Genomic DNA, 15,422 nt, shown 5'->3' on the forward strand with positions numbered 1-15,422 from the left:
GGATAAGGAATAGAGAGGAAGGAAGGTTGCAAGAGTTATTAAACCTTATATAAATAGGGCACTGAAGGAGTAAAATAAAGGTTTAATAACATGTGTAAATATACTACAATATTTTGTATAGTAGATAAATTTTGTAAAATTTATGAGAAATGGGTAAAACATCAATTGCTGAAAAGTAATAAGCAAAGATTTAGAGAAGGTAAGCTTTCCTTAAGTGAAGAACTCTCAATAATGATTTTTACCATTTTAGTGCATATAAACATTTAAAAGCTTATTACCAAAACTTTATTATTAATGGTAATTTGTTCAGGAATCCACCTTGTTATGAGAGATTTGTTCAGCTTATTCCTTCATTATTTCTGCCATTGATTGTGATGTTACATTACTTAAGTGGGAAAAGAACGGGAATTTATTATGCAGATTCCACACATTTTGCAGTATGTAAAAATATCAGAATTAATTCTAACAGAACTTTTAATAATCTTGCAAAAATGGGACGTAGTTCTGTCGATTGGTTTTTTGGATTCAAGCTTCATATGATAATCAATGATAAGGGAGAAATTATTGCTGTTAAAATTACCAAAGGTAATGTTGATGACAGAATTGCATTTGAAGCAATGGTTATCAAAAAAGGTCTAAAAGGTAAGTGTTATGATGATAAGGGGTTTATTTCAGAAAAAATGTTTACAAAACTTTATAAGCAAGGTTTAATAAAAATTACCGGAATAAGAAAGGATATGAAAAACTATTTATTACCTCTTTTGGATAAAATCCTTTTAAGGAAGAGATTCATTATCGAAACCATTTTTGGCTACATAAAAGAGAATTTTAATATTACTCCTTCCAGACATCGATCACCTATTAATTTCTTTACTTCTCTATTCTCTGCTCTTATTGCTTACCAACTTAAACCTAATAAACCATGTATTTCTTATCCATAATCGGGGTTATCTTATTATCTTTGGTTAAGTCAAATATTTTTCCTAAAGATAGAGCAAATAAACAATAAAAAAGTAATTTTTTAGTTGAGGCTCTATTGGGATAAACGGAAAAGTAATAATTATTAATATAATATATAAATAGAGTAATTGACTAAGCCAAGGCTTTTTTTCGTTTATTTCTTTACTAGAATAAATATAAAATGCTTGACTACCGATTAAGAAAATTGCAAGTTCAGAAGGAAAGAATCTATAAGACCAAGGATCTCCTATAAATCCGTTAAACTGAAGAATAATTCTAGTAATTAAAGATATACAAATTATGGATAAAATATAGATATTTTTCTTTTTTAGAATCCAAGGTGCTATTAAATAAAAAGAAATTTCTAACCCAATTGACCAACCAGGAGGTATCAACAAAAATTGATAAAGAGGAGGCATGGAGTCAGTAAAGTATTTTGTAAAATGTACTTGTATTATTATTAATTCCAATAAACATTGTTACATCTTGAAACAACATTGTTAGGTTTGTAAAAATTAAAAAAAACCAGCCGGAAATGGAAGATTATACAATTGCCTTAAAAAAGAAAATTTTTGCTGCAAGAGGAAAGTAGCTAAAATACAAAAGATATAAGTAGGATAAAGCCTTAAATATCTACTTTTCCAAAATTTTATTTTGCTTGTATAATTGCTCTGAATCATAGCCATATAAAAGCCGGAAATCATGAAAAAAGATTGTACTGCGATTTCTGAACCAAATTTAAGAAATGGATGAGAATTTGAATGTGCAGCCACAACAGAAAGAGCAAATTAATAACCTAACTACACCCATTATGTTAAATAATAATTATATTAGCAATTATATAATATCCAAAACCTAAATCAAGTAACATAGCAGCACTTCTCAATAATAGGATAAATTATTTACATTAAAAGAACCATTTTGTATTATAAAAAATACATTTTTTTACTTGAGTGAAAGGTAACCAAAATTCATGACTATAAAAATCCATACGGAAAAAGATTTCATAAAGATGCGAGCAGCTGGGAAATTAGCTGCAGAGACACTCGATTTTATTACTGATTACGTAAAGCCGAACGTCACTACTAATAGTTTAAATGACCTTTGTCATAATTTTATTACTTCTAATAATGCCATTCCTGCACCGTTAAATTACAAAGGCTTTCCGAAATCGATTTGTACTTCTATAAATCATGTGGTTTGTCATGGCATTCCAAACGATAAGCCATTAAAAAACGGTGATATAGTAAATATTGATGTTACGGTAATTTTAGACGGTTGGTACGGTGATACTAGCCGTATGTATTATGTTGGTGACGTAGCAATTAAGCCAAAGCGTCTTATTCAAGTAACTTATGATACAATGATGAAAGGGATTGAAGTAGTTAGACCCGGTGCTAAACTCGGTGATATCGGACATGCTATTCAAAGCTATGCCGAGAAACATAATTATTCTGTGGTTAGAGATTATACGGGTCACGGTATCGGAAGAGTTTTTCATGACCAACCGTCAATATTAAATTACGGTCGCAGCGGCACGGGTATAACGTTAGAAGAAGGGATGTTTTTCACCGTTGAACCTATGATAAATGCCGGTAATTACGACACTATATTAAGTAAACTAGATGGATGGACGGTTACTACACGTGATAAATCATTATCGGCTCAATTTGAGCATACTATAGGCGTGACTAAAGACGGTTTTGAAATATTTACGTTATCACCGAAAAAATTAAAATACCCTCCATATTCAATTTGATTCACACAATGTTAGAAAATAATTTGATAGAATTCGGTAATGATGAAATAGGTACGCCTCATTATATAGGTCACCGTAAAAGGGTAAAAGAACGCTTCGTTACCGCCGGAGCAGAACATTTTTCCGATTACGAATTACTTGAAGTAATGTTATTTTCGGCTATCCCTCGTAAAGACGTAAAGCCTCTTGCTAAAAAGTTACTTGACCATTTTGATATTACGGATTTAATTAATCTTGATAAAGAAAGGCTACTTAGTATTAAAGGTACTAATGAAAATTTATATATTAATTTTGCTCTAATACGTGAGTTGATAAATAGAGTATTGAAACAAAAAATAATAAATAAAAATATTATTGCTTCTTGGAGTTCTTTGATTGATTATTTAAAAGTTAATATGGGCAATATGCGACTCGAGCAATTTCGTATATTATTTTTGAATAAGAAAAATATTTTACCGATGAGGTTTTAAGTCAAGGAACTATAGACCAAGCTGCGGTATATCCACGTGAGATAATTAAACGAGCTTTATTTAACGAAGCAAGCAGCCTTATACTTGTGCATAATCATCCAAGCGGTAGCCCTGAACCTTCAAAAGCCGACATTCATATGATAAATAAGATAGTAGAGACATGCCAAACCGTAAATATTATAGTACATGATCACGTCATTATAAGTAATAACAAATATTATAGTTTTAAATCTAATATGTTACTATGAATATAAATAGCTATAGCACTTTAGACTTCCTGCATAACGTAGCTAATAAAGAGGAATTTGCAGGAAACACGGGAGCGCTTGCCGCCGCAGCGTACACTTTAGTACGTGAGGATGCGAGTACCGGATTGACGCACAAATTACCTTTAGGAGCAAGTTATGCAGGAAGTCTACTATTTATTTTTTCTTTTATAGCAACCGCTATATTAACATATATATTAACTAAATATCTTCCTGCAATCGGTTTAGTTGATGTACCGAGTAGTCGTCGCTCTCATGATAAGATAACACCGCGCGGCGGCGGTCTTGCTATTGTAATTGTCGTAATGATTGCTTTGAGCGGATTTGAATATATAACAAGCAATAATCTTATTAATTCAACAAAAATACTACCTTTATTATTGGTAATTTCCTCGGTTTCTTTTTTAGATGACTTAAAAGCCGTACCTATTCTAATTCGTTTAATAGTCCACTTAATTTGTGCAGCTTTTGCTATTTTTCTTTTTTCACAGGTAAATTCCGTCCATATACTAATATATTCTATTTTAGTTATAGCTTTAAGCGGCTTTATTAATATATATAATTTTATGGACGGTATAGACGGTATGAGCTGCATAGAATCTATTCATCTATCTAGCACTATGCTTATATTATGTTTTTTACAATTTCCTACTATTGATAACTCGTATTTTATATCTAGTGTAAATGTTATTATTCTTGGTTGTTCTTGTGGTTTTTTAATATTTAATTGGCATCCGGCAAAAATATTTTTAGGAGATGTGGGAAGTATTAGCCTTGGATTCTTAACGGGTCTTTGCTTGCTCCTGCTTGCTCTTACAAGCACTAATTTATTTATAGCTTGTGCTATTGCTAGCTTATATTACATTACCGATGCCGTACTAACCATATTAATTCGGCTACTCAATAAAGAAAAAATTTGGCAGCCTCATTTAAAGCATTTTTTCCAAAAAGCAGTACAAAAAGGTAAGTCTCATAAACAAGTAGTATCGATTATAGCAGTTTGTAATATATTTTTAATGATCATATCGGTTACATCTTTACATTTTCCCGTAATATCTATAATGCTTGCTTTAGCCGTCATAACTTTAACAGTGCAAAGTTTATTAAAATGAAGCTAATTAAAGAGGATATTGATAAAATAGTTAGACGTATATTTGCCAAACAACATCCATTGCTGCCTGAAATCATGATTAACTGGAATAAAATAGTCGGGTTTAACTTCAGTACTAAAGCATTACCTTTAAAAATCACCACCTATACTTATAAAAAACAAAAGATTAATACGCTGTTTATACAAGCAGAAGATAATGCTACGGCAGCAGAATTACCTTATTATCAAGATATTATTCTAGAACGTATTAAAATTTATTTAGGCTTTGAAGCAATACATCAAATGAACGTAACGTTTTATAAGCAAAAGCCTAAAGTATGAGAATTAAGTCATGCTCTCTTCGTGTGGATTTCTTGAATTAAAATATCCGCCGGAATATTTAAATTTTTATGTAATTTTCTAATCATAGATAAAGTAAGAGGTCTTCTTTTATTAAGAATTTCAGATACTTTACTTCTTGAACCTATGCTCTTTTCTAAATCTTTTCTAGAAAGTCCAAGCTGTTCTATCCTAAAATTAATTGCTTCAATTGGGTCAGGTGCTTCTATTTTATAATGTTTATTCTCATAATCTTCTACTAATATTGATAATATTTCTAATTTTTCAGCTTTTGAGGAATTTTCTTTTGCATATAATAAATTATCTAGTTCTTTTAATGCTTCTTTATATTCTTTTTCTGTTTTTATAATATTTATTTCCATACTCAAATCTCCTTAACATTTATCTTATCATATTCTGCATGCGTTCCCCCAAATCTTATGACCATTGCCTGCGTGAATACTCAATCGTCAATGCGAGCAGGCGTTGTTGCGTAGATACCCAAGTCGTCATTGCGAGGAGCTGTAGGCGACGCGGCAATCTAGAAAATGATTAAAAAAATTCTGTAAATCAGAATTTTTTACTGGATTGCTTAGTCAATTACTTCGTAATTTTCCTCGCAATGACGAAAAAGCTGAATCATGCGATAATACCTTACAGTCGCTTAGCTCATGACGCCTCAGTATCCACGTAGGCAATACCAAGGCACACAAACAAAAAAAGGAGTCTTTGATTAAAGACTCCTTTTTAGCTTGTAAAAAGATTTGAGAGTTAATTACATATCAAATCTTAATCCTGCCATTAAGTTATTACCTTTATAACGGGTTCCACCAAATTTAACTTTATTTCCGGCAACATTTTTAGTATTAGTTTTTGATTTACCGTAATCTGTCCAGCTATAAACGAGTTCTGCTTTCACACCTTGTGCTACTTCAAATGAAGTTCCTAAAGATAATTGATAAGCAAAGTTGGTTTTGTTTTTAGTGGTTCCTGAAAAATTAGTACCATTATTAGCAACAGTCTTAGTTGAAATATTTACTTTTTCCTTTACTAACGCAGCACCGACACCTGCTCCTGCAAAAACTTTAAACATACTTAAATCAATAAAATCTACATAACCGTTAAGTAATGCACTTACAATAGTAGGTTTATGTTTTACTGATACTGTAGCAGTGCCGCCAGGACCACTTGTAAACACACCTCCTGGAATCACAACACCATTAATAATAAGTTGTCCACCTGCTGAAATAACCGATGGTACAGTAGTAACAGTAGAGCTATAGGTTGAAACATTTGTAGACTTTTTCATGTAGTTATTTGTTACCATTCCAATTGTAAAATCAGTTCTTAAATTATCCATGATATAATAACCTGCTCCAATATTACCGGTAAAACCTGTATTGGATTTTAACTTAACACTGCTATTTGAAGATTTCGCTTTATCAAAAATCACGCCACCGGCATTAAGTTTTAAATACCATTGATTTTCCAGAGATGATGACATCGATGAATTAGTAGATGAATCTACAGAAGAATTCATATCGCAATCAGCGAATGAAAGACCGGAAGTTAAAAGTGCTGTGCTTGCAGCTGCTATTAAAAGTAATTTTTTCATATTGTTAAATTTTTCCTTTAAATTTTATTAGTTGTTAGTAAAAACGATATTAGATAATAATTTTACAATTTTTACCTAAATTCGATAAAAAATAGTTTCAAGTGACATTTCTGAGTTGTCGTTTAATGTCACTCCATGGCTTGACCACGGAGTCCAGTCTTTTTTTTGTATTTCTAGATACCGTGGTCAAGCCACGGAATGACATTAGGTTATTACCTAAAACTATTAATATATTCTTGTTAATTATATATCAAATCTTATACCGGCTGTTAAGTTGTGGCTTTGATAACGCATGCCACCGGTTGGTACACTTGTTCCTTGGTAAATTACATTCTTACTTTTTGTTCTACCATCATATATCCAGCTATAAGCTAGTTCTGCTTTAACACCGTCGGCAATTTGCGCAGAAGTACCTAAAGTTAGCTTGTAAGAGATATTAGTTCTGTTTTTAGTGTTAGATGAAAGACCGGTTATCCCATTATATGTAATTTTTTCTTTAACTAATGCAGGACCAACACCGGCACCAGCAAAAACATCGAACATATCAAAATTAGTTAAATCTACATAACCGTTAATAAGTAAACGTGTAATAGTAGGTTTATGGCTTGCTGAAACATTAGTACCGGTAAAAGGTGCATTAGTCGCAGCTCCGGATTTCTTTAACTTCCCACCGATTATAGTACCTAAAGTTAAATCGGCTCTAAAGTTTTCGGAAATATAATAACCGATACCTAAATCAACTGGAACAGTTGTATTAGATTTTAATTTAACACCGGTTGCCTTATCTTTTTCTTTATTAAACATTGCTGCACCGGCATCTATTCTTAAATACCACTCATTATCCATGCCCTCGGCAAATGATACGCTAGAATATAAAATTGTTGCACTTGCAGCTATTAAAAGTAACTTTTTCATGATTAGCACCTCAAAATTAAATAATTAAACATTATCTTAATAGCATATATAACATATTATATTTTTTAGTTCTATATTTAATCGGCAATTAGATTCATATAATAAAGCTTTTATTAAGTTTTGTGACAAAATAAACACATTATATGTATTTATTAAACTTATCTTTCTCATCTTTAAATTTATCGGCATCAGGCAAAGCAGTTTTTTTTTTGGTAATATTTTTCCATCCTTTATTTTCTATAAAATCTTTGGCACGTTCTACCCATTCTATTAACTCCGGTGATTCGGGTTTAATAGCATCTATAGGACAATCAGGAATACACACGCCACAATCTATACATTCATCAGGATTGATAACTAGCATAAATTCACCTTCATAGAAACAATCTACGGGACATACTTCAACGCAATCGGTATATTTACATTTTACGCATTCATCGGTTACAACATAGGTCATTTTGTTATCGATTCTTAATTTTATCGATTAATATAGAGGTTCTTAAAAGTAATACTAACAAAAAATATAGTATAAAACTTATAAACATAATAACTAAAGGCTTTAACATTGAAGAATGAATAGTATGAGAACCAAACCTTAAAACACTAGCAGGCTGATGCAGACTATACCAAATATTTACCGAGAATTTTACTATCGGTATGTTAATCAGTCCGATAATAGCAATAATCGAAGCAGGATTTTGTGCTTTTCTTATATTATCCGCACTATTCACTATAATAATATAGCTTAAATATAATAAAAATAATATGAGCATGGAGGTAAGTCTTGCATCCCAAACCCACCATGTCCCCCATATAGGTTTTCCCCATAAAGAACCTGTTACTAAACTAATCAAAGTAAAAGTAGCTCCAACGTAACTAGAAGCTACGGCTAGCAAATAGCTAATAGTAGTTTTCCATACTAAATAGCTAAAGCTGCATGCTGCCATGAAAACATAAACACCAAGGGCCATCCAAGAAGCAGGAACATGAACATACATAATGCGTACAAACTCACCTTGCTGATAATCTACCGGCGAAACTATGAGGGCTAAATAAAGACCTATAATCATCATTAGGAAAGTAGATATAGCTAATATAAGTATTATAACCTTCGATAATTTATTAAAAAAATAGGGGGTTAATAGTTTTAGCATATTTTCTTACTTCTTTATTTCATTCTTGCAATCCTCTATGTCATTTCCGCAAAAGCATTGTTGCGTGTATAGGTTTTTCATTTGTCATCCCGCGACTTGATCGCGGGATCCAGTTAAAAATACTAAAATTTATTAGTATTTTTAAGTTATTTTTATGGATACCGTGGTCAAGCCACGGTATGACACCGAGCATACTTTATGATCCACGCAGGCAATGCTCTACCATGATTATCGTATCCTTTTAAAAAACTCTTTCATTAATAGCCCCGAATCTTCGGCAAGAATTCCGCTATATATTTCCGGTCTATGAAAACAAGCACTACTGTTAAAATATCGTAAATTACTTTCGACTGCTCCGTGCTTGAAATCAGAAGCCCCGTAAAATAAACGTTTTAACCTGCTATGAGCTATAGCTGCCGCACACATAGCACAAGGTTCTAAAGTAACATAAATATCATAATCATTTAAATTTTTAGAAGATATAAGATTACATGCTTCATTAATAGCAATAATTTCAGCATGACAAAGAGCGTTATTTTTTTCTTCCGTATTGTTATGGGTACTAGCAATAATTTTCTGATTTAACCTATCTACAATCACCGCTCCGACCGGAACTTCATTTTTATCAAAAGCAATCCGTGCTTGTTTTAAAGCTTGCTCCATGAAAAAATTATTAAAATTAGCTTCTTTATCTAACAATATATTCACGGTAATTTACGTGTTCTTCGATTCCAAAAGGATCTTGGTGGATAATTATTTCAGCCTCCGAAAATTCCTGCAATATTTCAAAAGCAATCTCATCGCTAATTTTATGAGCATTATAAAGCGACATATTGCCATCTATTTCCAAATGGCACTGGATAAAAACTTTTTGACCGGCATATCTAGTTTTCATTTCGTGCATACCTTTTACGCCTAAATGGTTATTAACTATCGAGATAATTTTTTGTCTATCTTGTTCGGGTAATTCATGATCTACTAAATTTTTAAATGCCTTTTTAAATAAAGAATAAGAAGAGTGAAATATATATAACGAAATAACTACACCAAATAATGGGTCAACAAACCAAAAATAATCACTTAAATTTATAGAGATAATTACTATAACATTAGTTATTAAGTCTGTGAAATAATGAAGCTTATCGGCTTTTACTATTTCCGATCCTGTTTTTTTAATTACATAAGTTTGATAAAGTACTAAAATAATTGTTAAGAATATACATACATACATTACAGTAGTACTGTCGCTAATATTCTCCGGTTTTGTTTTTTCAAATAACGATTTAACCGAAGAAAAGCCTACAAAAAAAGCTGAAGCAAAGAAAAATATCGATTGAGAAAAAATTGTTAAATCCTGCATTTTTTCATGCCCGAATCGATGATGATGATCCGGCGGTTGCAGGGCAAATCTTAAAGCTATTAAATTAATAAAGGAGGAAGTTATATCAAGCATCGAATCAATTAAAGAAGCAAGGATTGATTGCGAATCGGTAACAACCCAAGCATATAATTTTATACTTAAAATAATTAATGCCGTAGTAACCGATAAATAAGATGCCGATTTTATTAACCGATTACGGCTATTAGTATCCATGACAAATCTTTCCAATTTATTTTTTATAGTTTAACAAAGAAAATATAAAATTCAATTATAATTAGGTTCCGTGAACAAAATTAAAAATAATATTTTAAAATACAAATAATTTAAATTTTGTTTACAGAATCTGGTTTTAACTTTACAAAATTCTAAAAACCATATACTTATTAAATAATATATTAATTTAGAGAGAATTATATGAAACTATTATCTAAAATTATGATTATAGCTCTTGCAGCTTCTATATTACAAGCCTGTAACGGTCCGGGCGGTATGAATAAACAAGGTACAGGAACACTTCTTGGCGGTGCCGGCGGCGCATTACTTGGCTCTCAATTCGGTAAAGGTAAAGGACAGCTTGTCGGAGTAGGTGTAGGTGCATTACTTGGAGCAGTTCTTGGTGGACAAATCGGTGCAGGTATGGATGAGCAGGATAGAAGACTTGCAGAACTCACCTCACAAAGAGCTTTAGAAGCAGCTCCTAGCGGTAGTAGTACAGAATGGCGTAATCCGGATAACGGCAATTACGGTTACGTAACACCTAATAAAACTTATAGAAATAGTACAGGTCAATATTGCCGTGAGTACACTCAAACAGTTGTAATAGGCGGAAAACAACAAAAAGCATACGGTAATGCATGCCGCCAACCTGACGGACAATGGCAAGTTGTGAATTGATAGACCAAACTTCATTGCGAGCAGGCATTGCCTGCGTGGATCAATTCCTGTGCATACCACGACTTGATCGTGGTATCTCAGGACTCAGCCTGTGACACAAGATCCCGTGGTAAAGCCACGGGGATGACATCCCTTAAACTAAGAGAGCAATCATGACTTTCATAATAACAAGTACGACGTTTAAACATAATGACCGCATTCCTGATAAATTTACTTGTAAAGGACAAAATGTTTCACCGCATCTAGAATGGAATAATGCTCCTGCAGATACTAAATCTTTTGCACTTATCATGGATGATCCGGATGCACCGGTAGAAATAGCACCACCGCACGGTATATTGGATAATCTATAATATTCCTGCTTCTGTTACTAAGCTTTCAGAAGGACAAATAGATAGCAATATTAAAATTTTAAATAATAGCTGAAAAGAAAAAAAATACGGCGGTCCTTGTCCACCTGCCGGCAAACCTCATCGTTACTTTTTTAAACTATACGCTCTAAATGATTATCTTGAGCTTGATGAGAATGCTAGTAAACAAGATTTAGTGTTGGCTTTGCAAAAACATTTACTTGCCGAAGCAGAACTAATCAGCATTTATTCTACATAATGCAGCCACGGGATGACAGGAGTGAACCGATACATGCAAAAACCTATAATCGAGTTTCGTAACGTATCTAAAAAATTCGGTAATAAATTGCCGATAAATAATATTAGTTTCACTGTCAAAAAAAATAATATAACTACTTTAATTGGACCTAACGGTGCAGGAAAAACTACCATAGTACGATTAATGCTTGGCCTTGAAAAACCTACAAACGGCGAGATTATAATTGATCCCAAATTAAAAATCGGATATGTACCGCAGAAGTTCGGATTAACCCCTGATCTACCTATTACAGTAAAAAAATTTTTAGATTTGTTAGCACCTAGTAATTTTAATAACAATATTAAAGAGATTAAATCATTTATTGATTTGGAACATATAAAAGATCAAGAAATTTCTAAGCTCTCAGGAGGGCAGTTTCAAAAGGTAGTTCTTGCATGTTCAATAGTTAATAATCCCGACTTAATTATTTTAGATGAACCGTTACAGTCTTTAGACGTAACAAGCCAACAAGAATTTTATCAGCTTATTAATTTGATTCGTAAAAAGCTAAATATTACGGTTTTTATGATTTCTCATGATTTATTTACCGTAATAAAAAACTCCGATCAAGTGATATGCTTAAACGGTCATATATGTTGTAGCGGAATACCAAACGAAATAACTCCTAACTCTGAATTCTCAAATGCACTTTCTTCTCTAGGCTTCTATACCCACCACCACGATCATAAGCATTAGATAACCGTTCACGAGTATTGCGTGGCTTATTATTCCTCTCTGTCATCCCGTGATTTATTCACTGGATTCAGTAAACATATAAAATTAAATTTTTATATGTTTACTGAATCCAGTGGTCAAACCGGCTTTGTTGCATGCATGGGTTTTTTCGTCATTGCGAGGAAAAACTGTAAGTTTTGACGAAGCAATCCAGTAAAAATTTTTTATTATTTTTCTGGATTGCCACGCAGCCTACGGCTGCTTGCAATGACGATTCGATATCTATGAAACAAGGCTGGTCAAGCCACAGGATGACAGAGAGGAATAATAGGTCACGCAACACCCGTGAACGCTAACGGCATTATACTTATTCCAAATATTGCTTTAAATATCTACCGGTATGGCTTTCCTCACAAGCAGCGATATCGGCAGGAGTGCCACATACAACTATCTTACCGCCTTTGTCACCGCCTTCAGGACCGACATCAATAATATAATCTGCCGTTTTTATAACATCTAAATTATGCTCGATAACTAAAACGGTATTGCCCATATCAACAAGTTTATGTAATACTTTTAACAATTTATTAATATCGTCTATATGTAGTCCTGTAGTCGGTTCATCAAGTATATAAAGCGTTTTACCGGTTGAACGTCTTGATAATTCTTTAGCAAGCTTAACACGTTGTGCCTCGCCTCCTGAAAGAGTAGTAGCAGACTGACCGATTTTGATATAACCTAGACCCACCTCATTTAAGGTAATTAGTTTTTCATAGATTAACGGTATTTTTTCAAAAAATTGCATTGCATCTTCTACCGTCATCATCAAAATATCAGCAATAGACTTGCCTTTATATTTTATTTCAAGCGTTTCTCTATTATATCTGTGACCATTACAAATATCACATTTCACATATACGTCAGGTAGGAAATGCATCTCAATTTTAATCAGCCCGTCACCTTGGCATGCTTCACATCTACCGCCTTTAACGTTAAACGAAAATCTGCCTACTTTATACCCTCTAGCTTTTGATTCAGGTAATTCCACAAACCAATCCCTAATATGGGTAAAGGCACCTGTATAAGTCGCAGGGTTTGAACGAGGAGTTCTACCTATCGGAGATTGATTAATATCGATAATTTTATCAATATATTCAAGTCCTTTTAATTCTCTATATTTGCCGGGAAATACTTTGCTAGTTGGCTCTAAATACTTTAGAGCCGCTTTATATAGAGTATGAATCATCAAGCTTGATTTACCGCTTCCCGATACTCCCGTTATAGCAGTAAAAGTACCAAGCGGAATTTTGATATCAACATTATCTAAATTGTTGGAAACCACCCCAAGTAATTCAATTGCCCTATTATCATGCCCTACTCTTGTTTCAGAAGGCACTTTGATTGTTTGACGACCGCTTAGATACCTACCTGTAATACTTTCTTCAAAATTCTTTATTTCTTCAGCATTTCCTTCCGCAATAACACGACCGCCGTGAATACCGGCTCCCGGTCCTATATCAATAATATGGTCTGCTTCATACATTGTTTCTTCGTCATGCTCGACTACCAAAACGGTATTACCCAGATCTCTAAGCCTTTTTAGTGTCTCAATTAATCTTGTATTATCTCGTTGATGAAGACCGATAGACGGCTCATCAAGTACATATAAAACACCGCTAAGCCCTGAACCTATTTGAGATGCAAGACGAATACGCTGACTTTCCCCTCCCGATAAAGTACCTGCTTCTCGTGATAACGTTAGATAATCAAGCCCAACATTCATAAGAAATTTTAATCTCTCGGTAATTTCTTTGAGTATACGTTCGGCAATAAATAATTGCTTTTTATTTAATTTTTCTTCTAAGTGACTAAACCATTTTTGCAAGGCTGCAATACTCATACCTGCTACTTCGCCTATATGAAGATTCGCTATTTTAACGCATAATGCTTCGTCTTTTAATCTAAACCCTGAGCAGGCAGTACATTTATGTTCTGACTTAAATTTAGCTAGTTCTTCTTTAATTAAAACCGATTCTATAGTACGGTCCTTTTCTTGCAAACTTGGTATTATACCGGCAAAAGGTTGTTTTATTATTTGCGTTTTAGAACCGTCGTGAAATTCAAACTTTATTGCCTCTTCTCCTGAACCTTCAAATAAAATATCCTTAACATTTTGTGATAAACTTACAAAAGGTACTTCAATAGAAAATTTATAATGATCGGCAAGAACCTTTAATGTCTCTAGGATAAATTTAGAAGATGTACTACCCCAAGGCACTATTGCACCGTCTTTAATAGAAATTCTTTGATCCGGAACTATTAAATCTCTATCAAAGAAAAACTCTTTACCTATTCCTTCACATTTAGGACATGCTCCAAAAGGGCTATTAAAAGAAAAGATTCGAGGCTCTATTTCAGTAAGCTGAAAACCCGATACCGGACAAGAATATTTTTCGGAAAAAATAATATGCTGATTTTTTTCAAACTCGGTCTTAACTGCCGGCGGCAATTCTACAATTTCCAAATAAGTAATACCCTCGGCAAGATTTAACGAACTCTCTAAGCTATCTGCAAGCCTATTACCTAAACTTTCGTCTAGAACTATTCTATCAACGATGACTTCTATATTATGCTTCTTATTTTTATCAAGTTTCGGTAAATCATCAATTTCGCAAACCTCACCGTTAACTATTAATTTCTGAAAGCCTTGTTTTTTCAGATTCATAATTTCACGTTTGAACTCACCCTTATGTCCTCTAACAATAGGAGCGAGTAAATATACTTTCGTACCTTTAGGTAGTTCATTAATTATATCTACCATCTCGGAAACCGTTTGGCTACGTATCGGAAGACCGGTTGCCGGAGAGTAAGGAATACCCACCCTTGCATATAATAACCTAAGATAATCGTAAATTTCCGTTATAGTTCCAACCGTAGAACGAGGATTTTTAGAAGTAGTTTTTTGGTCAATTGCAATAGCAGGCGATAATCCGGAAATAGATTCCACATTCGGTTTATTTTGTAAATGTAAGAATTGCCTTGCATATGAAGATAAGCTTTCAACATATCGCCTTTGACCTTCTGCATAAATAGTATCAAAAGCTAAAGAAGACTTGCCTGAACCGCTAAGACCGGTGATAACAACAAATTTATTCCTTGGAATATCAACATTTATATTTTTTAGATTATGCTCTTTAGCACCGCGTACCTTAATATATTCTTGGTTCATAATCACTTCACTACAAAATTTTTGAGA

At 33.1% G+C, this 15,422-nt stretch carries 16 protein-coding genes and 4 pseudogenes; 9 read left to right on the forward strand and 11 right to left on the reverse strand.

Annotated features, from left to right (window positions below):
• Window positions 1-251 precede the first annotated feature (251 nt).
• Window positions 252-941, forward strand: a pseudogene (locus tag RMONA_RS00895) (IS982 family transposase); the annotation flags it as partial.
• Between the two features lie 42 nt (window positions 942-983).
• Here RMONA_RS00895 and RMONA_RS09970 read toward each other — a convergent pair.
• A complete protein-coding gene (locus RMONA_RS09970; RefSeq protein WP_023507226.1) occupies window positions 984-1,379 on the reverse strand; it encodes a hypothetical protein in 396 nt (131 codons plus the stop codon).
• Between the two features lie 96 nt (window positions 1,380-1,475).
• Window positions 1,476-1,733 (reverse strand): acyltransferase family protein, encoded by a 258-nt coding sequence (locus tag RMONA_RS11345; protein WP_410526353.1) that lies wholly within the window; start codon window positions 1,731-1,733, stop codon window positions 1,476-1,478.
• Window positions 1,734-1,933: 200 nt separating this feature from the next.
• Here RMONA_RS11345 and map point away from each other — a divergent pair, with 200 nt between their 5' ends.
• From map to RMONA_RS00920, 5 genes and pseudogenes are all read left to right on the forward strand, one after another.
• Window positions 1,934-2,719 carry a type I methionyl aminopeptidase gene (gene map, locus RMONA_RS00905; protein WP_008581103.1) on the forward strand — a complete coding sequence of 262 codons (786 nt, stop codon included), beginning with the start codon at window positions 1,934-1,936 and terminating at the stop codon, window positions 2,717-2,719.
• A gap of 8 nt (window positions 2,720-2,727) precedes the next feature.
• Window positions 2,728-3,036, forward strand: a pseudogene (locus RMONA_RS07730) (UPF0758 domain-containing protein); the annotation flags it as partial.
• A 6-nt stretch (window positions 3,037-3,042) separates the two neighbouring features.
• A pseudogene (locus RMONA_RS07735) lies at window positions 3,043-3,447 on the forward strand (JAB domain-containing protein).
• Window positions 3,434-4,567 (forward strand): palindromic element RPE1 domain-containing protein, encoded by a 1,134-nt coding sequence (locus tag RMONA_RS00915; RefSeq protein ID WP_023507228.1) that lies wholly within the window; start codon window positions 3,434-3,436, stop codon window positions 4,565-4,567. The pseudogene RMONA_RS07735 and the gene RMONA_RS00915 overlap by 14 nt, the downstream one beginning before the upstream one ends.
• Window positions 4,564-4,887: a DUF721 domain-containing protein gene (locus RMONA_RS00920; protein WP_023507229.1), complete on the forward strand. Its 324-nt coding sequence runs from the start codon at window positions 4,564-4,566 to the stop codon at window positions 4,885-4,887. The genes RMONA_RS00915 and RMONA_RS00920 overlap by 4 nt, the downstream gene beginning before the upstream one ends.
• 8 nt (window positions 4,888-4,895) lie before the next feature.
• Here RMONA_RS00920 and RMONA_RS00925 read toward each other — a convergent pair whose 3' ends face one another.
• From RMONA_RS00925 to RMONA_RS00955, 8 genes are all read right to left on the reverse strand, one after another.
• Complete coding sequence (locus RMONA_RS00925) at window positions 4,896-5,267, reverse strand: helix-turn-helix domain-containing protein (RefSeq protein ID WP_023507230.1); 372 nt, start codon at window positions 5,265-5,267, stop codon at window positions 4,896-4,898.
• Window positions 5,268-5,659: 392 nt separating this feature from the next.
• Window positions 5,660-6,499 (reverse strand): outer membrane protein, encoded by an 840-nt coding sequence (locus RMONA_RS00930; RefSeq protein WP_023507231.1) that lies wholly within the window; start codon window positions 6,497-6,499, stop codon window positions 5,660-5,662.
• A 243-nt stretch (window positions 6,500-6,742) separates the two neighbouring features.
• On the reverse strand, window positions 6,743-7,414 hold the full coding sequence (locus RMONA_RS00935) for an outer membrane beta-barrel protein (protein WP_023507232.1): 672 nt from the start codon (window positions 7,412-7,414) through the stop codon (window positions 6,743-6,745).
• Between the two features lie 139 nt (window positions 7,415-7,553).
• Window positions 7,554-7,871 carry a ferredoxin FdxA gene (gene fdxA, locus RMONA_RS00940; RefSeq protein WP_046058376.1) on the reverse strand — a complete coding sequence of 106 codons (318 nt, stop codon included), beginning with the start codon at window positions 7,869-7,871 and terminating at the stop codon, window positions 7,554-7,556.
• Between the two features lie 4 nt (window positions 7,872-7,875).
• Window positions 7,876-8,568, reverse strand: coding sequence for a heme ABC transporter permease (locus RMONA_RS00945; RefSeq protein WP_023507234.1), 693 nt, complete (start codon window positions 8,566-8,568; stop codon window positions 7,876-7,878).
• A gap of 40 nt (window positions 8,569-8,608) precedes the next feature.
• Window positions 8,609-8,761: a hypothetical protein gene (locus tag RMONA_RS11350; RefSeq protein WP_410526354.1), complete on the reverse strand. Its 153-nt coding sequence runs from the start codon at window positions 8,759-8,761 to the stop codon at window positions 8,609-8,611.
• A gap of 35 nt (window positions 8,762-8,796) precedes the next feature.
• Complete coding sequence (locus RMONA_RS00950; RefSeq protein ID WP_023507235.1) at window positions 8,797-9,276, reverse strand: nucleoside deaminase; 480 nt, start codon at window positions 9,274-9,276, stop codon at window positions 8,797-8,799.
• Window positions 9,257-10,162 carry a cation diffusion facilitator family transporter gene (locus RMONA_RS00955; protein ID WP_023507236.1) on the reverse strand — a complete coding sequence of 302 codons (906 nt, stop codon included), beginning with the start codon at window positions 10,160-10,162 and terminating at the stop codon, window positions 9,257-9,259. Before RMONA_RS00955 ends, RMONA_RS00950 begins: the two co-directional genes overlap by 20 nt.
• A gap of 201 nt (window positions 10,163-10,363) precedes the next feature.
• Between RMONA_RS00955 and RMONA_RS00960 the strand changes: the two genes are divergently transcribed.
• From RMONA_RS00960 to RMONA_RS00970, 3 genes and pseudogenes are all read left to right on the forward strand, one after another.
• Entirely contained in the window at window positions 10,364-10,843 is a 480-nt protein-coding gene (locus tag RMONA_RS00960) for an RT0821/Lpp0805 family surface protein (protein WP_023507237.1), read from the forward strand.
• A 152-nt stretch (window positions 10,844-10,995) separates the two neighbouring features.
• Window positions 10,996-11,452, forward strand: a pseudogene (locus tag RMONA_RS11135) (YbhB/YbcL family Raf kinase inhibitor-like protein).
• 33 nt (window positions 11,453-11,485) lie between these two features.
• Window positions 11,486-12,187 carry an ATP-binding cassette domain-containing protein gene (locus tag RMONA_RS00970; RefSeq protein WP_023507239.1) on the forward strand — a complete coding sequence of 234 codons (702 nt, stop codon included), beginning with the start codon at window positions 11,486-11,488 and terminating at the stop codon, window positions 12,185-12,187.
• Between the two features lie 346 nt (window positions 12,188-12,533).
• On the opposite strand, the gene uvrA is transcribed toward RMONA_RS00970, so the two are convergent.
• Window positions 12,534-15,395, reverse strand: coding sequence for an excinuclease ABC subunit UvrA (gene uvrA / locus RMONA_RS00975; RefSeq protein WP_023507240.1), 2,862 nt, complete (start codon window positions 15,393-15,395; stop codon window positions 12,534-12,536).
• Window positions 15,396-15,422: the final 27 nt, after the last annotated feature.

It is taken from the genome of Rickettsia monacensis, assembly GCF_000499665.2.
In the GTDB taxonomy this organism is placed as follows: domain Bacteria; phylum Pseudomonadota; class Alphaproteobacteria; order Rickettsiales; family Rickettsiaceae; genus Rickettsia; species Rickettsia tamurae.

Bases quoted from the DNA above. Each gene is read 5' to 3' on its own strand.
- RMONA_RS00920 (WP_023507229.1), top strand. From the start codon at position 4,564: ATGAAGCTAATTAAAGAGGATATTGATAAAATAGTTAGACGTATATTT.
- RMONA_RS11350 (WP_410526354.1), bottom strand. From the start codon at position 8,761: ATGCTCGGTGTCATACCGTGGCTTGACCACGGTATCCATAAAAATAAC.
- map (WP_008581103.1), top strand. From the start codon at position 1,934: ATGACTATAAAAATCCATACGGAAAAAGATTTCATAAAGATGCGAGCA.
- RMONA_RS00930 (WP_023507231.1), bottom strand. From the start codon at position 6,499: ATGAAAAAATTACTTTTAATAGCAGCTGCAAGCACAGCACTTTTAACT.
- RMONA_RS00955 (WP_023507236.1), bottom strand. From the start codon at position 10,162: ATGGATACTAATAGCCGTAATCGGTTAATAAAATCGGCATCTTATTTA.
- fdxA (WP_046058376.1), bottom strand. From the start codon at position 7,871: ATGACCTATGTTGTAACCGATGAATGCGTAAAATGTAAATATACCGAT.
- uvrA (WP_023507240.1), bottom strand. From the start codon at position 15,395: ATGAACCAAGAATATATTAAGGTACGCGGTGCTAAAGAGCATAATCTA.
- RMONA_RS00970 (WP_023507239.1), top strand. From the start codon at position 11,486: ATGCAAAAACCTATAATCGAGTTTCGTAACGTATCTAAAAAATTCGGT.
- RMONA_RS00925 (WP_023507230.1), bottom strand. From the start codon at position 5,267: ATGGAAATAAATATTATAAAAACAGAAAAAGAATATAAAGAAGCATTA.
- RMONA_RS09970 (WP_023507226.1), bottom strand. From the start codon at position 1,379: ATGCCTCCTCTTTATCAATTTTTGTTGATACCTCCTGGTTGGTCAATT.
- RMONA_RS00945 (WP_023507234.1), bottom strand. From the start codon at position 8,568: ATGCTAAAACTATTAACCCCCTATTTTTTTAATAAATTATCGAAGGTT.
- RMONA_RS00915 (WP_023507228.1), top strand. From the start codon at position 3,434: ATGAATATAAATAGCTATAGCACTTTAGACTTCCTGCATAACGTAGCT.
- RMONA_RS00935 (WP_023507232.1), bottom strand. From the start codon at position 7,414: ATGAAAAAGTTACTTTTAATAGCTGCAAGTGCAACAATTTTATATTCT.
- RMONA_RS00960 (WP_023507237.1), top strand. From the start codon at position 10,364: ATGAAACTATTATCTAAAATTATGATTATAGCTCTTGCAGCTTCTATA.